This window comes from Streptomyces ardesiacus (assembly GCF_003112575.1).
GTDB lineage: Bacteria > Actinomycetota > Actinomycetes > Streptomycetales > Streptomycetaceae > Streptomyces > Streptomyces ardesiacus.
In genome coordinates this window covers 688,711-705,194 of record NZ_BEWC01000001.1, presented here as the reverse complement: position 1 = coordinate 705,194, position 16,484 = coordinate 688,711, and the positions used below count along the sequence as shown (strand labels likewise).

The window sequence follows — 16,484 nt, the reverse complement described above, 5'->3', positions numbered from 1 at the left end:
CCCGGGTCCGGTCGCCGAACTCCCGTGCGCCGGCCGGGGTTCGGGACTCGGCCTAGCCGAACAGTCCGCGCAGCCAGCCGAAGAGGCCGGCCACCCAGAGGGTGAGCGGCAGCAGCGCGACCGCGAAGACGGTGTGCGCCAGCTCCGCCGCGCGGCCCCAGTACGGCAGCATCCGGCGGCCGGGCACGGTCCAGGTGGCGATCACGAGGCCGCAGGCCGCGGCCAGCAGGACCGCGAAGACCACCAGGCGGGTGTCGGTGTCGCCGTCCACCGCCCAGGCGCGGGCGAGCAGCAGCAGGCCCCAGACGCCGGGCAGTGCCAGCGTCAGCCGCTGGCCGACGGCGACCAGGCCGCGGGAGTGCAGGAGCAGCAGCAGGCTGAGGACCAGCGCGGTCAGGACCTCGGGCAGGTCCGGGTGGTGGGCGAGGACGACCAGGGCGGCCACGGCGGCGGTGCCGGTGGCCGCGAAGAGCGCGGTCACCCAGCGTCCGGCCAATTCGGTGCGTTCGGCGACCTCGTCGCCGGCGTAGGGCTCGATGCCCTCCTGCAGTTGGCCGGCGGAGGACGGCAGTGCGGGCATCCGCATGCCGGCCAGCTTGAAGGCGGACGGCGCGACGGCTCCGGCGCCGAGGGCGAGCACCGCCATGACCAGCGCCACGGCGGCCGGCGCGTCCAGACCGGTGTAGCCGACCAGCGCGCCCGTGATGGCGGTGACCACCGCCACCAGGGCCGTGGCGAACAGCGCCGGGGCGCCCACCGCGGTCGCCGCGAGGGCCAGCACCGCGCCGCCCGCGCCGGCGGCGCCCGCCGCGAGCAGCCGCGCGCCCACCACCCGTGCCGTGTCCGGGCCGCCGAGGTCGCCGCCGGGCAGGACCCAGCCGGCCAGCGCGAGACAGGGGGCGACCAGCAGGCCGAGGACGGTCGCCGTGAGCCGGTCGCCGACCGCCCGGCTGGCCGAGCCCGCGCCCGCGAGCGCCAGCAGTCCGGCCACCCCGGCGCAGACCACCCGCAGGGGGCCCGAGCCGTCCACCCCGGGCCAGAACAGCAGCACCAGGGCGACGATCACGGTCGCCGCCGCCGTACCGCCGAGCAGTCCGCGGGCGGCCTTCGGGCTCCAGGTGTGCATCCGCCGGCCGACCGTCTCGGAGATGCCGTCCACCAGGTCGTCGAGGCGTGCCTCGGGCAGCGCCTCGGTGTGCGGGCGCAGGTACAGCACCTCGCCGTCGGCGAGACCGGCGCGGGCGAGGGTGGTCTCCTCGTCGAGCGGGGCGTCGCCCAGCCGTTGCAGCACCCAGCCGGCGTGGTCGAGTCCGGCCTCCTCGGCCTCCTCGCCCACATACCGCAGCAGCGTGGGCAGCAGGTCGGTGACCGGGACGTCGGAGGGGACGGCCAGGTCGACGCAGACGTGGGGCGCACGTACGGTCAGGCGGCACAGTTCGGCCACCGTGCTGTCGGTCATCAGCACAACTTTCGTCATCCGTGGGGGGACTTCGGCAGAAGGACTTCCACGTGAAGGGGACGGGAGCACAATACGGAACGCGAGCGGGACGGGGCAGAGGGTCCCGGCACCGGAACGGTCACGGAAATGTGGGCCGTGTACCGAACGGTGTGCACGCCCCGCGTGGACAGGCCGCGTTCGGTGAATGCAGACTACTGCCTGCGCCCGTCGGACCGTGTCGCGGACCTCGCACCGCGAAGGGAATGCGCGTGGCCGCGGTCCGGATGTCACACGCCCGTTTCCCGCCCGGAATATTCACCTGACTCCCACCGGACCACGGGCCGCCCGGAACCGGCGCGGTACAACCTGTCCGTCTCCCGGCACGCCAATGGGCGACCGGGTCGCAATGTCCAGTGATAGCGGAGGTTCGGTCCTTGAGTGTGGTGCTGTTTCGCCGTCCCGCCCGCAGGCGCGGGCCGGAGATGCCCGAAGGACAATTGACCCTCCAGGAACCGCCGGTCCTTTCCGAGACCGTGCCGGACACCTCCACGATCTGGACATATCTGCCGATGGCACTCATGTCCATGTCGATGATGCTGATGTTCCTGCGTCCCGGCGGCGGCAACGGCGTCTTCATGTACCTGGCGCTGGGTGTCATGGCGCTCTCCGCCGCCGCCATGCTGCTGGGCCAGCTGATGCGCCGCTCCGGCGAACGCAAGCAGCGTCTGAAGGGCGAGCGCCGCGACTACCTCCGCTACCTGGCACAGATCCGCAAGCGGGTCCGGGCGACCGTCGTGGAGCAGCAGCGGGCACTCGCCTGGCGCCATCCCGACCCCGCCTCGCTGCGGTCCCTGGCCCGCACCTCACGGCTGTGGGAACGCCGGCCGGCCGACGAGGACTTCGGCGAGATCCGCATCGCGGTGGGCGAGCAGCAGCTCGCCCTCTCCCTCAACCCGGTCTCGACCCGGCCGGTCGAGGACCTGGAACCCCTGTGCGCACACGCTCTGCGCCGCTTCATCCGCGCCTACTCGACCATCCCCGAGCAGCCCCTCGGCCTCTATCTGCGCTCCTCGGCCCGCATCCTGCTGCGCCCCGAGGACGCCGTCGAGGAGGACACCGCCCCCCGGGTCCCCGCGCCGGGACAGGCCCTGGACGGCACGGGCGGGACGGCGGGCAGCGGGACGGCGAGGCCGACCGGTCCCGCCGACGAGGCGCTGGCGGCCCTGGTGCGTGCCGTGATCGCGCAACTCGCCGTCTTCCACGCCCCCGAGGAACTGTGGCTCGCCGTCTGCGCCAGTGACGACCGGCGTTCCGACTGGGAGTGGGTGAAGTGGCTGCCGCACGTCCTGGACCCGCACGAGGAGGACGGCGCCGGACCGGTCCGCCGCATCACCGCGGACCTCGCCGAACTGGACGACCTGCTGGGCAGCGAGTTCGCCGAGCGTCCCGGCTTCGACCCGGACGCCAGGCCCGGCCGTGACGAGCCCTTCACCGTCGTCGTCCTGGACGGCGTCACCGTGCCCGAGGGCCACCGCTGGGCCGGCCACGGCTACCGCAACGCGCTGGTCCTGGACGTGTCGGGAGCCCTGCGCTGGCGTCCGGGCCGCAACACCCTGCGCCTGACGGTGGGACCCGACACGGTCAGCCTGGTGCGCACCGACCGCAGCCGCAAGGAGCGGTCGGTGCCGCTGGGCCGCCCCGACCGGCTCGGCCCGCTGGGCGCCGAGTCCCTGGCCCGGCTGCTCACCGCACGTCGGATCAGCCTGGGCACCGACATCGCCCAGCCGCTGGAGACGGACATCGAGCTGACCACGCTGCTCGGCATACCCGACCTCCACCGGCACGACGCACGGGCCCACTTCGCCCGGCAGACCGGTTCCGCCCGGCTGCGGGTCCCGGTGGCCGTCGGCGTCGACGGCCGTCCGGTGGAGCTCGACATCAAGGAGTCCGCGCAGGGCGGCATGGGGCCGCACGGCCTGCTCATCGGCGCCACCGGCTCCGGCAAGAGCGAACTCCTGCGCACCCTGGTCCTGGGCCTGGCGCTGAGCAACTCCTCCGAGACCCTCAACTTCGTCCTCGTCGACTTCAAGGGCGGCGCCACCTTCCTCGGTCTGGAGGAGCTCCCGCACACCTCCGCCGTCATCACCAACCTCGCCGACGAGGCCGCCCTCGTGGAGCGCATGCAGGACGCGCTGCACGGCGAGCTGATGCGCCGGCAGGAGCTGCTGCGCGCGGCCGGCAACCACACGTCCGCGCTGGAGTACGAGCGCGCCCGCGCGGCCGGCGCCGAACTGGCCCCGCTGCCGAGCCTGTTCGTGGTGGTCGACGAGTTCAGCGAGCTGCTCTCCTCGCACCGCGAGTTCATGGACCTCTTCGTGATGATCGGCCGCCTCGGCCGTTCGCTCGGCGTCCATCTGCTGCTCGCCTCGCAGCGCCTGGACGAGGGCCGCATGCACCAGTTGGAGAGCCACCTGTCGTACCGGATCGGCCTGCGTACGTTCTCCGCGATGGAGAGCCGCGGTGTCCTGGGGGTGCCGGACGCCTACCAGTTGCCCGCCGCCCCCGGCAACGGCTACCTGAAGTCCGGGGTCGAGTCCCTGACCCGGTTCCGCGCCGCCTATTCCTCGGGCACCTACGCCCGACGTACCGGTGCCGTGGCCCGGGCCCGGGTCGCCAGCCAGGTGGTGCCGTGGACCAGCGGCTGGGTCGTACCGCGGGCCCCGGAGCCGCTGCCGGAGCCGGAGCCGGCCGCCGAGGAGGCCGGCGAGGAGGAGACGCTGCTGGCCGTGGCCCTGGACCGGCTGCGCGGGTCCGGCCCCGCCGCGCACCAGGTGTGGCTGCCCCCGCTGGACACGCCCGTGCCGCTGGACGCGCTGCTGCCCGGCATCGTCGCCGACCCCGAGCGGGGCCTGACCGCGGCCGGCTGGTCCGGCACCGGCAAGCTGCGCGTGCCGGTCGCCCTGGTCGACAAGCCCTTCGAGCAGCGCCGCGACCCGCACGTCGTGGACCTGTCCGGGGCCGGCGGCCACATCGCCGTCGCCGGCGGTTCGCAGAGCGGCAAGTCCACCCTGATCCGTACGCTGATCGCCGCCCTCGCGCTCACCCACACCCCGGCGGAGGTGCAGTTCTACTGCCTCGACTTCGGCGGCGGCGGTCTGTCGCAGCTTGCCTCGCTGCCGCACGTCGGCGGGGTGGCCGCGCGGCTCAACCCGGAGCGCGTGCACCGGGCCGTCGCCGAGGTGATGACACTGCTGGCCCACCGCGAGCAGTTCTTCGTGGACCACGCCGTCGACTCGATGCAGTCCTACCGACGCCGCCGGGCCGCCGGGGAGTTCCCCGACGAGCCCTTCGGCGACGTGTTCATGGTGGTCGACGGCTGGTCGACGGTCCGCCAGGACTACGACGACCTGGTGCCGAAGTTCAACGAACTGGCCGCGCGAGGCCTCAACTACGGCGTCCACCTGCTGATCGGCACGACCCGCTGGGTGGAGTTGTCCGCCCAGGTCCGCGACCAGTCCGCCACCCGCCTGGAACTGCGGATGGGCGACCCGATGGACTCCGAGGTCGACACCCGCAAGGCGCGCGCGGTGCCCCGCACCGGAGGACGCGGCCTCACCCCCGACAGCAAGATGCACTTCCTCGCCGGTCTGCCCCGCATCGACGGCAGCGGCTCCGTGGACGACCTCGGCGAGGGCGTCGCCCACCTGGTCTCCGAGATCTCCCGGCACTGGACGGGTCCGTCCGCCCCGCAGATCCGGATGCTGCCGCACCGGCTGCCGGTGGCCGAACTCCCCGCCCCGCAGCCGACGGAGGGCGGCGGCGTGCGGTTGGCGCTCGGCATCGACCAGGACGCCCTGGAGCCGGTCTGGCACGACTTCAGCCGCACACCGCACCTGACCGTGATCGGCGACACCGAGAGCGGCAAGACCAATCTGCTGCGCCGGATCACGGCGGGCATCACCGCCCGGTACGCGCCCGGCGAAGCGAAGATCATCGTGGTCGACTACCGCCGTACGCTGGTGGACACGATCCCCGAGGAGTACCGCATCGGGCACGTCATCTCCCTGGACAACCTCAAGGAGACGGTCGAGGGCGCGGCCCGCGCGATGAAGACCCGGGTCCCCGGAGCGGACATCGCGCCGTCCCGGATGCGCCGGTGCGACTGGTGGACGGGGCCGCGCCTGTTCGTCCTCGTCGACGACTACGACATGGTCTCCGGCAACTCCTTCCAGAGCCCCTTCGAGCCGCTCTTCGAGCACCTGACCCTCGGCTTCGAGATGGGCCTGCACCTGGTCGTCGCCCGCAGCGCGATGGGCGCGGGGCGTGCCATGAGCGACGCGCTGCTGCGCCGCCTCGACGAGGCCAACAACCCGGCGGTGCTGCTGTCCTGCCCGCCCACCGAGGGCAACCTGTTCGGCAACACCAAGCCGCGCAGCCTCCCGCCCGGCCGTGCCCTGCACGTCGCCCGGCGCAAGGCACGGCTGATCCAGACGGCACTGGTGGAGGACGCGCCGGAGGGCTGAGGGACACGGCGACGCGGGAACGCCCGGGGAGGTCGTCCAGAGGGCGCCCCGGGCGTTCCCGTGTCGCGCGGAAGCGCTCCCCCACCCGCACACCACGGACGCGTGCGCCCGGCCGGCCGGCGGGACGGCCCCGGGCGCACCGGGGTGGCCGGGCGCGGACGGCTCCGGCGTGGCCCTGCTCACCGGCCGGTCCGCGTGGGTCCGCGTGTGTCCGCCGTGGCGGGAGACGGGCCGGTGCTCAGTCCCGGGCGGTGTCCGCCGGGCGCCAGCCACGGGCGCGGGCGCGCGGGAGGGCGACGACGGCCCAGAGCACGGCCAGAACACCGGCGGTGCCGAGGAGCACGAAGACGGTGGCACGGTCCGCTGCCCGGTCGGCGGCGGCGGTGTCCCGTACGGTCACCGGTTCCGTCTGCGTCCGCGTGCGGGCGACGGCGTCCGCGTCGCCGAGGACGGTGGTGACGGCGGCGTAGGCGTCCAGCTGCGGGACGTCCGCCGGGTAGGCGGTGGCCGTCAGCCGGTGGACGATCTGGGCGGGAGTCTCGTCCGGGCGGGCGGCGCGGAGCAGCGCGGCGGTCCCGGCGGTGTACGCGGCGGCGACCGAGGCACCGGCCCCCAGGTAGTGGCCGCTGCCGCGCGGGCCGCCGGAGACCACCCCTGCGCCGGGCGCGACCAGGTCGACGCCGTCGGTGGGCAGGGCGTCGCCCGGGCGGGCGCCGCTGGGCAGCATGTCGGCGACGGAGAGGACGCCGGGCTCACCCGCGGGGTAGTAGGTGCGGGTCGGCGTCTCCCGCGTGGCGTTGGCGGTCGGCGGGTCGGGCGTGGCGGCGGCGACCACCACCGCACCGGCGTCGAGGGCGTCGGCGACGGCCGAGGTCAGCTCCTTGTCGCGCTTGGGCAGGGCCACCCCGATCGCGATCACGTCCGCTTCGGCGGCGGTCGCGTCCCGCACCGCCCGGGCGACGAGCGCGGCGTCGGGGGTGCCGCGCTCGTCGGTGCCGCGCAGGGCGAGCAGCTTCGCGCCCGGCGCGACGCCCGGCAGCCGGCTTGTGCCCCAGCCCTCCCCGACGATCAGCCCGGCGAGGAAGGTGCCGTGTCCGACGCAGTCGTCACCGGCGGCCCCCCGGGCGGTGACCCGGTCGCCGAGCCCGGCGGCGCCGGCCCGGACGCCGGTGTCGACCAGGGCGACGGTGGTCCCCGCCCCGTCGCCGTGCCGGCGCACCCGGGCCAGGTCGAGGCGCTGGCGCGACCAGTCCTGCTTCTCGGCCTTCTCGCGCGAGGCCGCGGTGCACTCCACGGCCCGGGCGCCGGGGTCGAGCGCGGAGGGCATCGGCGGCAGCCCCTGCCGTTCGCCGTCGGCGGCGGGCACCGCGTGCACCGGCTCCGCCACGGCGGGCGCCGCCGTCGGCAGCAGCAGGAGGGCGGACAGCGCCAGGCCGCGCAGCGGACGGACCGCGTCCGGCCGGCGGCGCCTCACCGGGCCGCCTTCGCGGTCGCCGCGGTGACGTCCTCGGGGAGCAGGATCCGCAGGTCGTCAAGGGTGGGTGCGGCGAGTGAACTGAGCCGCCCGGCCTGCCGGGTGACCATCGACTCCACGACCTGCCGGGCCAGCCGGGCGTTGCCGAAGGACCGGTCGCGGGGCAGCGAGTCGAAGTACTCCCGCAGCAGCGGGCCGGTCCCGGGACCGCACTCGTAGCCCATGGCGGCGGCCTGGGTGCGCACGATGGTGACCAGTTCCTCGGAGGAGTAGTCGGCGAAGGCGACCCGGCGCGGGAAGCGCGACGCCAGGCCGGGGTTGGAGGCGAGGAAGCGCTCCATCTCGTCGGTGTAGCCCGCGACGATGACCACGACGTCGTCGCGGTGGTCCTCCATGAGCTTCAGCAGCGTGTCGACCGCTTCCTGACCGAAGTCGTTGCCGCCGCCGCGCGGGGTGAGGGTGTACGCCTCGTCGACGAAGAGCACGCCGCCCCGGGCCCGTTCGAAGACCTCGCGGGTGAGCTGGGCGGTGTGTCCGACGTACCGGCCGACCAGGTCGGCGCGGGCCGCCTCGACCAGCTGGCCGCGGGGGAGGATGCCCAGCTGGCTGAGGATCTCGCCGTACAGCCGTGCGACGGTGGTCTTGCCGGTGCCGGGCGGGCCGGTGAAGACCAGGTGGTGGCTGAGCGAGGGCACCGGCAGTCCGGCGGCGGCGCGGTGACGGGCCGTGGTGATGAGGTTGACCAGGTCCGTGACGTCGCGCTTGACCTCGGCGAGGCCGACCATGTCGCCGAGACGGGTCAGCGGGTCGTTCTCCGGTACGGCGGTCCCGGCGCCCTGCTCGGCGGCGGTCGCGGAGACGTCCTCCGGCAGCAGCAGCCTGAGGTCGCGCTCGCCGACCTGCGGGAGCGTGGCGAGCCGGACCGCCTGCCGGTCCACCATCTCCTCGAAGACACCGCGCGCCGCCCGTCCGTTGCCGAAGCCGGCGTCCCGGGGCATCGCGTCGAAGTGCGCGGCCAGTGCCGCCGCCGTGCCCTCGCCCAGCTCGTACTGGTGCGCGGCGCACATGCTCTCCATGATGGCGACCAGCTCGGGCACGGTGTAGTTCTCGAACTCGACCGTGCGCGAGAAGCGCGAGCCGAGACCCGGGTTGGAGGCGAGGAACTTCGTCATCTCGTCGGTGTAGCCGGCCACGATGACGACCACCTCGTCCCGGTGGTCCTCCATCAGCTTCAGCAGCGTGTCCACGGCCTCCCGGCCGAAGTCGGCGCCACCGTGCCCGCTGTCCGAGGTCAGGGTGTACGCCTCGTCGACGAAGAGCACGCCGCCCAGGGCGCGTTCGAACGTCTCGGTGGTCTTGATCGCCGTACCGCCGACGACCTGTGCGACGAGGTCGGCGCGCGAGACCTCCACGAGGTGTCCGTCGCGCAGCGACCCCAGCTCCGCGAGAATCGCGCCGTAGAGGCGGGCGACGGTGGTCTTGCCGGTGCCGGGCGGGCCGGTGAAGACCAGGTGGCGGCTCATCGGCGGCGCGGACATGCCGAGTTGCTCGCGGCGCTGGGCGAGCTGGGTCAGGTTGACCAGCGTACGGACCTGCTCCTTGACGTTGTCCAGGCCGATCAGCGCGTTCAGGGCGCCCAGCGGGCCGTCGGGCCGGTCCCGGGCGGGTCCGTCGGCGGCGCCCGAGCCCGCCGGGTCGGTGTTCTCGGCGCTGCCCGAGCCCCAGGCGTCGCGCTTGCCGTTGCCGGTGCTGGTGAGGCCCTCGACGGCGAGGCGTTCGCCGGGGGCGGTCTGGACCAGGCCGCCGCCCTCGTTCTCCCGCGCGAGGCAGTTGACGAGGGAGACCGGCGCGGTGGTCTCCACCCGGAAGCCGTCCTGCGCCCCGCCGGCCACCTCGCAGCCGCTGAGCGAGGCGATGGCCCCCTCGCGCAGCAGCACGCCGTGGCCCTGGGGGGTGAGGACCGAGGTGCGGTTGGCGGTCAGTTCGCCCCCGGAGTCGACGACGACGCCCTCCGCGCCGGGGTTCTCGACGCGGAAGTCCCGGACGGTGAGGCTGCCGCCGTCCTCCAGTACGAGGCCGCTGTCCACGGCGTCGGACACGCCACCGCCGGCCAGGTAGAGGGTGCTGCCGCTCGCCGCGCGCACGCCCGAGCCGCCCGGCCGCACGATCTCGCAGTCCTCGATGCGGCCGCGGGCGTCCCTGCCGGCGGTGATGCCGTCGCCCGACGGCTCCACGAGGCGGGCCCGGCGCAGCAGCGGGTTGGCCCCGGCGCGCAGCGCGATCGCCGGCGCGCCGCCGATGACCTCCAGGCGGTCCAGCTCGGCCGCCGCGTCCTCCTCCAGAAGTACGCCGGTCTCCGTGCAGTCGCGGACGGTCAGTCCGGTCAGCGCCGGGGAGGCCGCCCCGGCGACCCGCAGGGCCACCCCCTGGGTGCCGTCCACCCAGCAGTCCTCGAAGGTGCCCCGCGCCCGGTCGGTGACGACCACGCCGTGGCCCCGGGTACGGGAGACGCGGCAGCGGCGCAGCACCGGATCGGTGCCCGCGGCCAGGGTGATGCCGGCGCCGGACGTGCCGGTGATCCGGACGTCCTCCAGCGTCGTTCGGCCGCCGCTGCTCAGGTGGACGCCGTTGCTGGTGTCGTGCACGACCGTGCGGCTCACCGTCAGGGTGGAGTCGCCCTCCAGGGCGAGGGACGGCTTGTCGGTGGAGGAGATGTCGCAGTCCTCGACCAGGCCGCGGGCCTCGCCGTTGGCGAGGATGCCGTTGCCGCGGGCGTCGCGCACCGTGCAGCCCCGGACGCGGGCCTCGCCCTGCTCGGCGACGACCAGGCCACTGGTGCCGAGGTGTTCGAAGGTGCAGCTCTCCACGGTGGTCGGCGTGGTCGAGGTGACGACGATGCCCGCGCCCTGGGAGTTGCTCACCCGGCAGTCCCGCAGCGCCAGCGATCCCGTGCCGCCGGCCAGCAGCGCCGTCCAGGCGGCACCGGCTATCTCGCAGCCGTCGAGCGCGGCCTGGCCGCGCCGTACGTCCACGGCGGGCGCCTCGGCGTCGGCGCCGCGCAGGGTCAGTTCCGAGAGCATCACGGCGTCGGCGCGCAGCGCGACGACGCTGCCCGACCGGGGCCGGATCTCCACGGTGCCCCGCCCCTCGGCGGCGGTGACGGTGACCCGGGTGTGGATCACCAGGTTCTCCGCGTACGTCCCGGGCCGGACGCTGATGAGGGCGCCGGTACGAGCGGCAGCGAGTGCCTCACCGATCGTCCGGAAACGGTCCCGGTCGTCGGGGCCGACCGACAGTACCTGGCGCGACACGCGCGAACCTCCTTGCTCAGTCTGCGTCTTGGGCAGGGCCCGGGCGAACCGGGGGACGGGCGACCGCCTGCCTGCTCAGACGCTCCATTTCTGGTTGTCCAGGCCGGTGCAGGTCCACAGTTGCACACGGGCCTGGGCGTTGTGGTCGTGGCCTTGGATCTCGACGCACATGCCCACGGCCGTGTTCACGAGGTCGTGCGCCTCATTGAGCGCGAACTTCTGCGCGTCGACGCCGGTGCAGTTGGCGAGCTGGATGGTGGTGCCCTTGGCGAAGTTGGCGCCGGCCACGTCCAGACACAGACCCTGCGTGCGGACCGTGCCGTCGGAGGCGAACCGGAACTTCTGCGCGTCGCTGTTGTTGCAGTCCCACATCCACAGCGCCTGGCCGTCGGTGAAGCCGCTGCCGGGCACGTCGATGCAGCGGCCGGAGAGGTGGCTGTGGAACGACACGGGAAAGCCGAGGACCGGCCCCGCGGCGGTGTTGCCCGTGTTCTTGCCGTCCTCCTTTCCGGAAGCCTGGGAGTCCTGGTCCGAAGCCTTCGCCGCCTTCTTCTCCTCCGCGGCCGCCTTCTTCTCCTTGGCCTCCTCCTTGGCCCTCTTCTCCCGCTCGGCGTCCTTGTCCGGGGTGTCCTTCGCCGTGTCGTCGGGGACCGTCTCCGGTGCCGGCGGCGCCTTCGGCTTCTCGGACTCCTTCGCGTGCGCCGGGTCCTCCTCCTCGGCCTCGGCCTCGGGAGGGCTGACCGCGAAGTCCCCCGTCTCCTCCTCCCGGTCCCCGCCGAGGACGGTCGCCGCGGTGGTGGACGCCCTGTCCTCCTCGCGCTCGTCGTCCGGCCCGAGGAACAGGAACGGCACCGCGACGAGCAGCGCGCCACCGATCGCCGCGGCCGCCAGCACGCCCCGGCCCGGCCGTCCCACCGGCCCGACCGCGTCGTCGGGCCGGTCGATGGCGGTGGCGGTCAGGGTCCGCACGAGCAGCGGCAGCCGGCTCTTGGCGACGGAGGCGCCACCGGCGTCGGCGTCGGCATTCGTCTCCGTGCCGGTACCGGGCCGGGTTCCGGAGGCCGCCGCGGGCCCGTCGGCTTCCTGGGCCCGGGCCACGGGCTCGTGCTCCGGCTCCTGCGCCGAGGCGTCGGCCGCGGACTCGTGCTCCGCTCCCTGCGTCGTGGACTCGGCGTCATCCGTCCGCGCCGCCGCGCCTTCGGGCTTCGTCCCCGGCGACGGTTCCGCGCCCGTGCCGGAGGTGGCGCCGTCCGCCGGGGTGCCGGCACGGGACTCGGAGGCGGCGGCCGGACTCCGCCCGCCTTGGGTACGGGACTCCGCACCCGCGGCCGGAGAGGTGGGGGGCTGCTGCGTCGAACGCGTCACGGGTACCTCCCTGAGGTGGGGGTCGAGGGGGCTGCCAGGTCTTCGCCGGGGTCCGGCGGAACGCGGGCCGCGGGCACGAGGAGGGGGGCGACCGCACCGGCGTTGACCAGCAGCGAAAGGGTGGGGGAACCGGCCAGGGAGTGGGCCAGCTCCCGGGCGGGAAGGCTCTCATGGCGAAGTGTGGCGGACATGAACGCGTGTGTCGGTGAGGTGAACACCAGCACCACCGGCTCTCCGTCCCGGCCCTCGGTCAACAGCGGGGCACCGTCCGGTCCCGCCACGAAGGCGACCTCGGCCGCCGCCAGCGCGACCAGCGCCTCGTCCACGGAGCCGTATCCGGTGGCGGCCCGCTGTGCCGCCGCGTCCACGGGGTCGGTGGGCTCGGGCCAGCCGAGGGCGCGGGCGGAGGGCCGGTACGCGGGGTTGGCCCGGTAGGTGCCGACGTCGCCCCCGTCGCCGGACCGCCACTCCCCCAGCACCGCCCACGGGGGCGGGGTCCGCCCCTCGGGCCACTCCGGGTCCACCACGCCGATCCAGTGCCCCGGCGCCTGCCGGGCCGCGGCACGGACCGCCTCGGGTATCGCGGGGGTGTCGTCGGCCTCGACCGCGCCGGACGACGGCGCCCGCGTGGCCTCCATCTGTTCTCCGGGCCGCATGTCCACCTGAACTCTTGAACTCTCGGTCCTGTGACCCGACGTTGATCCGTCGGAGCGAACAGAATGCCACAACGACCTGCTCGGTGGGCGCTTCGAGGCATGCCCGAAGACGCCTCCCACGTGCCCGTTCACTGCCCGGTGCGGGGACGTTGCAGGATCAGTCACCCGCACCCGGACATAGCGAAGGACGGTATTGCCGGGACGGGGGACCATCTCATTCCGGTACGGGCTATGTTCGATACGCCGGTACGCCGTCGGACCCGCCGCGCTCCGCCCCCAAGGAGTACATCCCATGTCCTCGCAGAAGCCCGCCTCCGGCACGAACTCGACGCCGGCTTCCCCCTCTTCCTCCCCGGACGCCCCGCCGCCGACCGCCGCCGCACCCCGGGCGACGGAGGAGCAGCACACCGCGCCCACCCCGGGGACCGCAGCCGCCCCGGACTCCCCCGACGGGATCGGCGAGACCGGCGGGATCGGCGAGACCGGCGAGACCGGCGAGACCGGCGAGACCACCAAAGGCAGCAAGAACAGCAAGAGCAACGAAGGCGGCGAAGGCGGCGAAGAGTCGCCCGCGGCGGCCGCCACCGCGGCCGGCGGACCGGCGGCGGCCGGGAGGCGCACCGCCGTGGCGACGGCCGTCGCGACGCCCCCGGTCACGACCGCGACCGGCGTCGACAGCGGACGCCCCCGCAAGCCCGTGCTGGCCGTGGCCGGGATCCTCGGGGCCGCCCTGATAGCGGTACCGCTGCTTCTGGCGGGCGGCGCGGAGAACGACAAGCGGCCGGAGAGCGCCAAGGAGTTGGCCGCCGAGGACTCGGACACCGTGCTGGACCCGGGCTCGGCGGGCGCGGCCCTGGACGACTACGTGGCCCAGAAGCCGAGCCCCACACCGACGAAGGAGAAGCCGAAGCCGAGCGAGCCGGTGAAGGCGGTCGCCCCGCCTCCGGCACCCAAGCCCGAGCCCGAGCCCGCGACGAGCGCGCCGGAGGAGAAGACCGCGCCCAAGCCCAAGCCGAAGCCGAAGCCGAAGGCCGCGCCGCAACCGACGCCGAACTGGACGACCGCGACGGTCCACGCCGTCAGTGTCCTGGAGGTCAACCAGGCCTGGACCACCAACCGCATCCGCATGGTGATGCAGCCCGACGGCAACCTGGTCGTCTACAACGAGAAGGACAAGCCGATCTGGGCGTCGATGACGTTCGGCGAGAACCACCGGGCGATCTTCCAGGGCGACGGCAACCTGGTCATCCACAACGGCGAGGACCGCCCGATCTGGGCCTCCCAGACCTGGGGCAAGGAGGGCGCCGTGCTGATCCTGCGCAAGGACGGCAAGGTGGTCATCTCCCACCACGGCACGGTCGTCTGGTCCACCTGACCTCGACCAGGGCGTCACACCTTCCGGAATCCCCGACGCGGAGGTCCGGTCCCGCCGTCGGGCAGGGCAGGTCAGGGGGCGGCAGCCGCATGAGTGGCTGCCGCCCCCCGTTCTCACGCTCCCTGGTCTCGGTCCGCGTCGACCGCCATCTCGCCGAGCAGCGACCAGTCGTCCTGGGGCACGTGGGCGTTGACGATCCTGGGGGTCGTCGCGAGGTGGGGCGGCAGCGTCTGCTGGGCCGCCTTGAAGTGCGCCGAGCCCACGTGGGCCGCACCGGCCTCGTCGTCCCGGAAGGCTTCCACGAGGACGTACTCGGTCGGGTCGTCGAGGCTGCGGGACCAGTCGAACCACAGGCATCCCGGTTCGGCCCGCGTCGCGCGGGTGAACTCCTCGACCACCTGCGGCCAGGCGTCGGCGTACTCGGGGAGGACACGGAACTTCGCGGTGATGAAGATCAAGGGCTTGCTTCCTTCGTTGTCTGTGCTCGGGGCTCGGTCACCCGGGGCCGGGTCACGGGACAAGGATCGCGCGGCCCCGGATGCGGCCGCTGTCCAGGTCGTCCAGGGCTTCCTGGAAACGGTCGAGAGAGTACTGGGCGGTGTGCAGGCGCACGCGGCCCCGCGCCGCGAGGACCATCAGCTCGCACAGGTCGTTGTAGGAACCGACGAGGTTGCCGATGAAGTTGATCTCCGCGGAGATGATGTCGATGGTCGGGACGTCGATGTTCTCGCCGTAGCCGACCACGTGGTAGTCGCCGGCCTGGCGCAGCATGCCGACGCCGTCCCGGGTGGAGCCGCCCTCACCGACGAAGTCGATCACCGCCTCCGCCCCGTGCCCGCCGGTCAGTTCGCGCACCCGGTCCACCTGGCCGCCGTCGGCGAGGACACCGTGGTCGGCCCCGACGGAGACGGCCAGGTCGACCGCGTCGGGGTTGCGGTCGACGACGACGATCTCGGCGGCGGTGAGGGCCCCCAGCACCTGGATGCCGATGTGCCCGAGACCGCCCGCTCCGATCACGACGCAGCGGTCGCCCGGCCGGAGTCTCCGGGCCGCCTTGGCCGCCGCGTGGTAGGCCGTGAGGCCCGCGTCGGCGAGAGCGGCGACGTCCGCCGGTTCGAGGGAGTCGTCGAGTCGTACGACACTGCGCGCGGAGGTCTTCAGGTACTCGGCGTACCCGCCCGCGGTGTCGATGCCCGGGAACTGGTTGTTCGCGCAGTGCACGTCGTCACCGGCCCGGCAGGCCCGGCACAGCCCGCAGGTGATCAGCGGGTGCACGATGACCTTGTCGCCCTCGGACACGTTGGTGACGGCGCTGCCGACCGCGTGGACCCACCCGGCGTTCTCGTGGCCGATCGTGTAGGGCAGCTCCACCCCCGACTTCTCGGCCCACTGTCCCTCCAGGATGTGGAGGTCGGTACGGCACACCCCGGCGCCGCCGATCCTGACGATCACGTCGTACGGGCCGGTGACCTCGGGGGCCGGGACCTCGGCCAGTTCGAGGTTCTTGCCGTAGCCCACCACCTGGACTGCTTTCACGAGACGTTCTCCTTCGCTGGAGCGGAGAGCCGGAACAGCTCGCCCGCCGGTACGGGTTCGCCGGCCGCTACGGGTTTCCCGCCCGGGGGGAACTCCTCCGGGCGCGCGGACTGGTCGGCCGCGGACTGCGGGTACCGGGTGCGCAGCAGGCCCCGGCAGAAGTGGGCGTTGCCGTCGATGGAGATGCGCACGGAGCGGGCGAACCGCAGCCGCAGCGGGATCTCCCCCGGCGGGTGGGGCCGGCCGTCGTCGTCCACGAGCACCGGGTCGGCTGGGGCGGTACCGAGCCCGAGGGCGGCACGGCGGCGCAGCAGTGCCCGGGTGGCGGAGGTGTCCGGCAGGTCGCCGAGGACGACCTCGCCCAGCTGTTCCTCGGCCAGGGCGGGCCGGGCGCGCAGCAGCGCGGTGAGCGCCCGTTCCATCGCGGCGGTGTGCGCCTTGCGCCGGAAGACGCCCCGCAGTTCCTCCAGGTCCTGCTCCGCCTCGGGGCCGAAGGTGCCGCGGTACCCGGCGTCGGCGGCCAGCCCCCGGTTGATGAGAGCGGAGTCGTGGTGGTCGTCGAGCAGGACCGTGACCTCCCGGGCACCCGGCAGGGCGTTGAGCGCGTCCTTGGCGTCGGAGGCCATGAGGTAGGCGAAGTTCGGTGAGCAGAACGAGGTCGGCAGCCGCAGGTGCACGGTGACGCGGCCGTCCTCGGCGGTCAGCGAGCGTACGAAGCCGAGGTCGGTGATGGGCTCGTCCAGCTCGGGGTCGTACACCGTGTCGAGCGCGGCGCGCGCCGCCGCCTCGAGTCGCGCGGCCGACAT

10 protein-coding genes are annotated in these 16,484 nt (G+C 74.0%); 2 read left to right on the top strand and 8 right to left on the bottom strand.

Going from position 1 to position 16,484, the window contains the following annotated elements; translation table 11 throughout:
• Positions 1-52: 52 nt before the first annotated feature.
• Positions 53-1,459: a type VII secretion integral membrane protein EccD gene (gene eccD / locus Sdi02f_RS02900; protein WP_031185349.1), complete on the bottom strand. Its 1,407-nt coding sequence runs from the start codon at positions 1,457-1,459 to the stop codon at positions 53-55.
• Between the two features lie 461 nt (positions 1,460-1,920).
• On the opposite strand from eccD, the gene eccCa reads away from it, so the two are divergent.
• Positions 1,921-5,961 carry a type VII secretion protein EccCa gene (eccCa, locus tag Sdi02f_RS02895; RefSeq protein ID WP_030404270.1) on the top strand — a complete coding sequence of 1,347 codons (4,041 nt, stop codon included), beginning with the start codon at positions 1,921-1,923 and terminating at the stop codon, positions 5,959-5,961.
• A gap of 238 nt (positions 5,962-6,199) precedes the next feature.
• On the opposite strand, the gene Sdi02f_RS02890 is transcribed toward eccCa, so the two are convergent.
• The 4 genes from Sdi02f_RS02890 to Sdi02f_RS02875 all read right to left on the bottom strand — a co-directional run bounded on the left by Sdi02f_RS02890 (position 6,200) and on the right by Sdi02f_RS02875 (position 12,749).
• Complete coding sequence (locus Sdi02f_RS02890; RefSeq protein ID WP_030404269.1) at positions 6,200-7,435, bottom strand: S8 family serine peptidase; 1,236 nt, start codon at positions 7,433-7,435, stop codon at positions 6,200-6,202.
• On the bottom strand, positions 7,432-10,746 hold the full coding sequence (locus Sdi02f_RS02885) for a right-handed parallel beta-helix repeat-containing protein (RefSeq protein ID WP_031084782.1): 3,315 nt from the start codon (positions 10,744-10,746) through the stop codon (positions 7,432-7,434). The genes Sdi02f_RS02890 and Sdi02f_RS02885 overlap by 4 nt, the downstream gene beginning before the upstream one ends.
• 75 nt (positions 10,747-10,821) lie before the next feature.
• Positions 10,822-12,111 carry a ricin-type beta-trefoil lectin domain protein gene (locus Sdi02f_RS02880; protein WP_031084780.1) on the bottom strand — a complete coding sequence of 430 codons (1,290 nt, stop codon included), beginning with the start codon at positions 12,109-12,111 and terminating at the stop codon, positions 10,822-10,824.
• Entirely contained in the window at positions 12,108-12,749 is a 642-nt protein-coding gene (locus Sdi02f_RS02875) for a type VII secretion system-associated protein (protein ID WP_037799437.1), read from the bottom strand. Before Sdi02f_RS02875 ends, Sdi02f_RS02880 begins: the two co-directional genes overlap by 4 nt.
• Before the next feature lie 310 nt (positions 12,750-13,059).
• Between Sdi02f_RS02875 and Sdi02f_RS02870 the strand changes: the two genes are divergently transcribed.
• Positions 13,060-14,142, top strand: a complete 1,083-nt coding sequence (locus Sdi02f_RS02870; RefSeq protein WP_030404265.1) for a mannose-binding protein — start codon at positions 13,060-13,062, stop codon at positions 14,140-14,142.
• 113 nt (positions 14,143-14,255) lie between these two features.
• On the opposite strand, the gene Sdi02f_RS02865 is transcribed toward Sdi02f_RS02870, so the two are convergent.
• The 3 genes from Sdi02f_RS02865 to Sdi02f_RS02855 are packed head-to-tail and all read right to left on the bottom strand — an operon-like array spanning position 14,256 to position 16,484.
• The gene (locus Sdi02f_RS02865) at positions 14,256-14,600 is read right to left on the bottom strand and encodes a putative quinol monooxygenase (protein ID WP_030404264.1); all 345 of its coding nucleotides are present in this window, start codon (positions 14,598-14,600) and stop codon (positions 14,256-14,258) included.
• 52 nt (positions 14,601-14,652) lie between these two features.
• On the bottom strand, positions 14,653-15,678 hold the full coding sequence (locus tag Sdi02f_RS02860; RefSeq protein WP_030404263.1) for an NAD(P)-dependent alcohol dehydrogenase: 1,026 nt from the start codon (positions 15,676-15,678) through the stop codon (positions 14,653-14,655).
• Positions 15,675-16,484 (bottom strand): iron-sulfur cluster assembly protein, encoded by an 810-nt coding sequence (locus tag Sdi02f_RS02855; RefSeq protein ID WP_030404262.1) that lies wholly within the window; start codon positions 16,482-16,484, stop codon positions 15,675-15,677. The genes Sdi02f_RS02860 and Sdi02f_RS02855 overlap by 4 nt, the downstream gene beginning before the upstream one ends.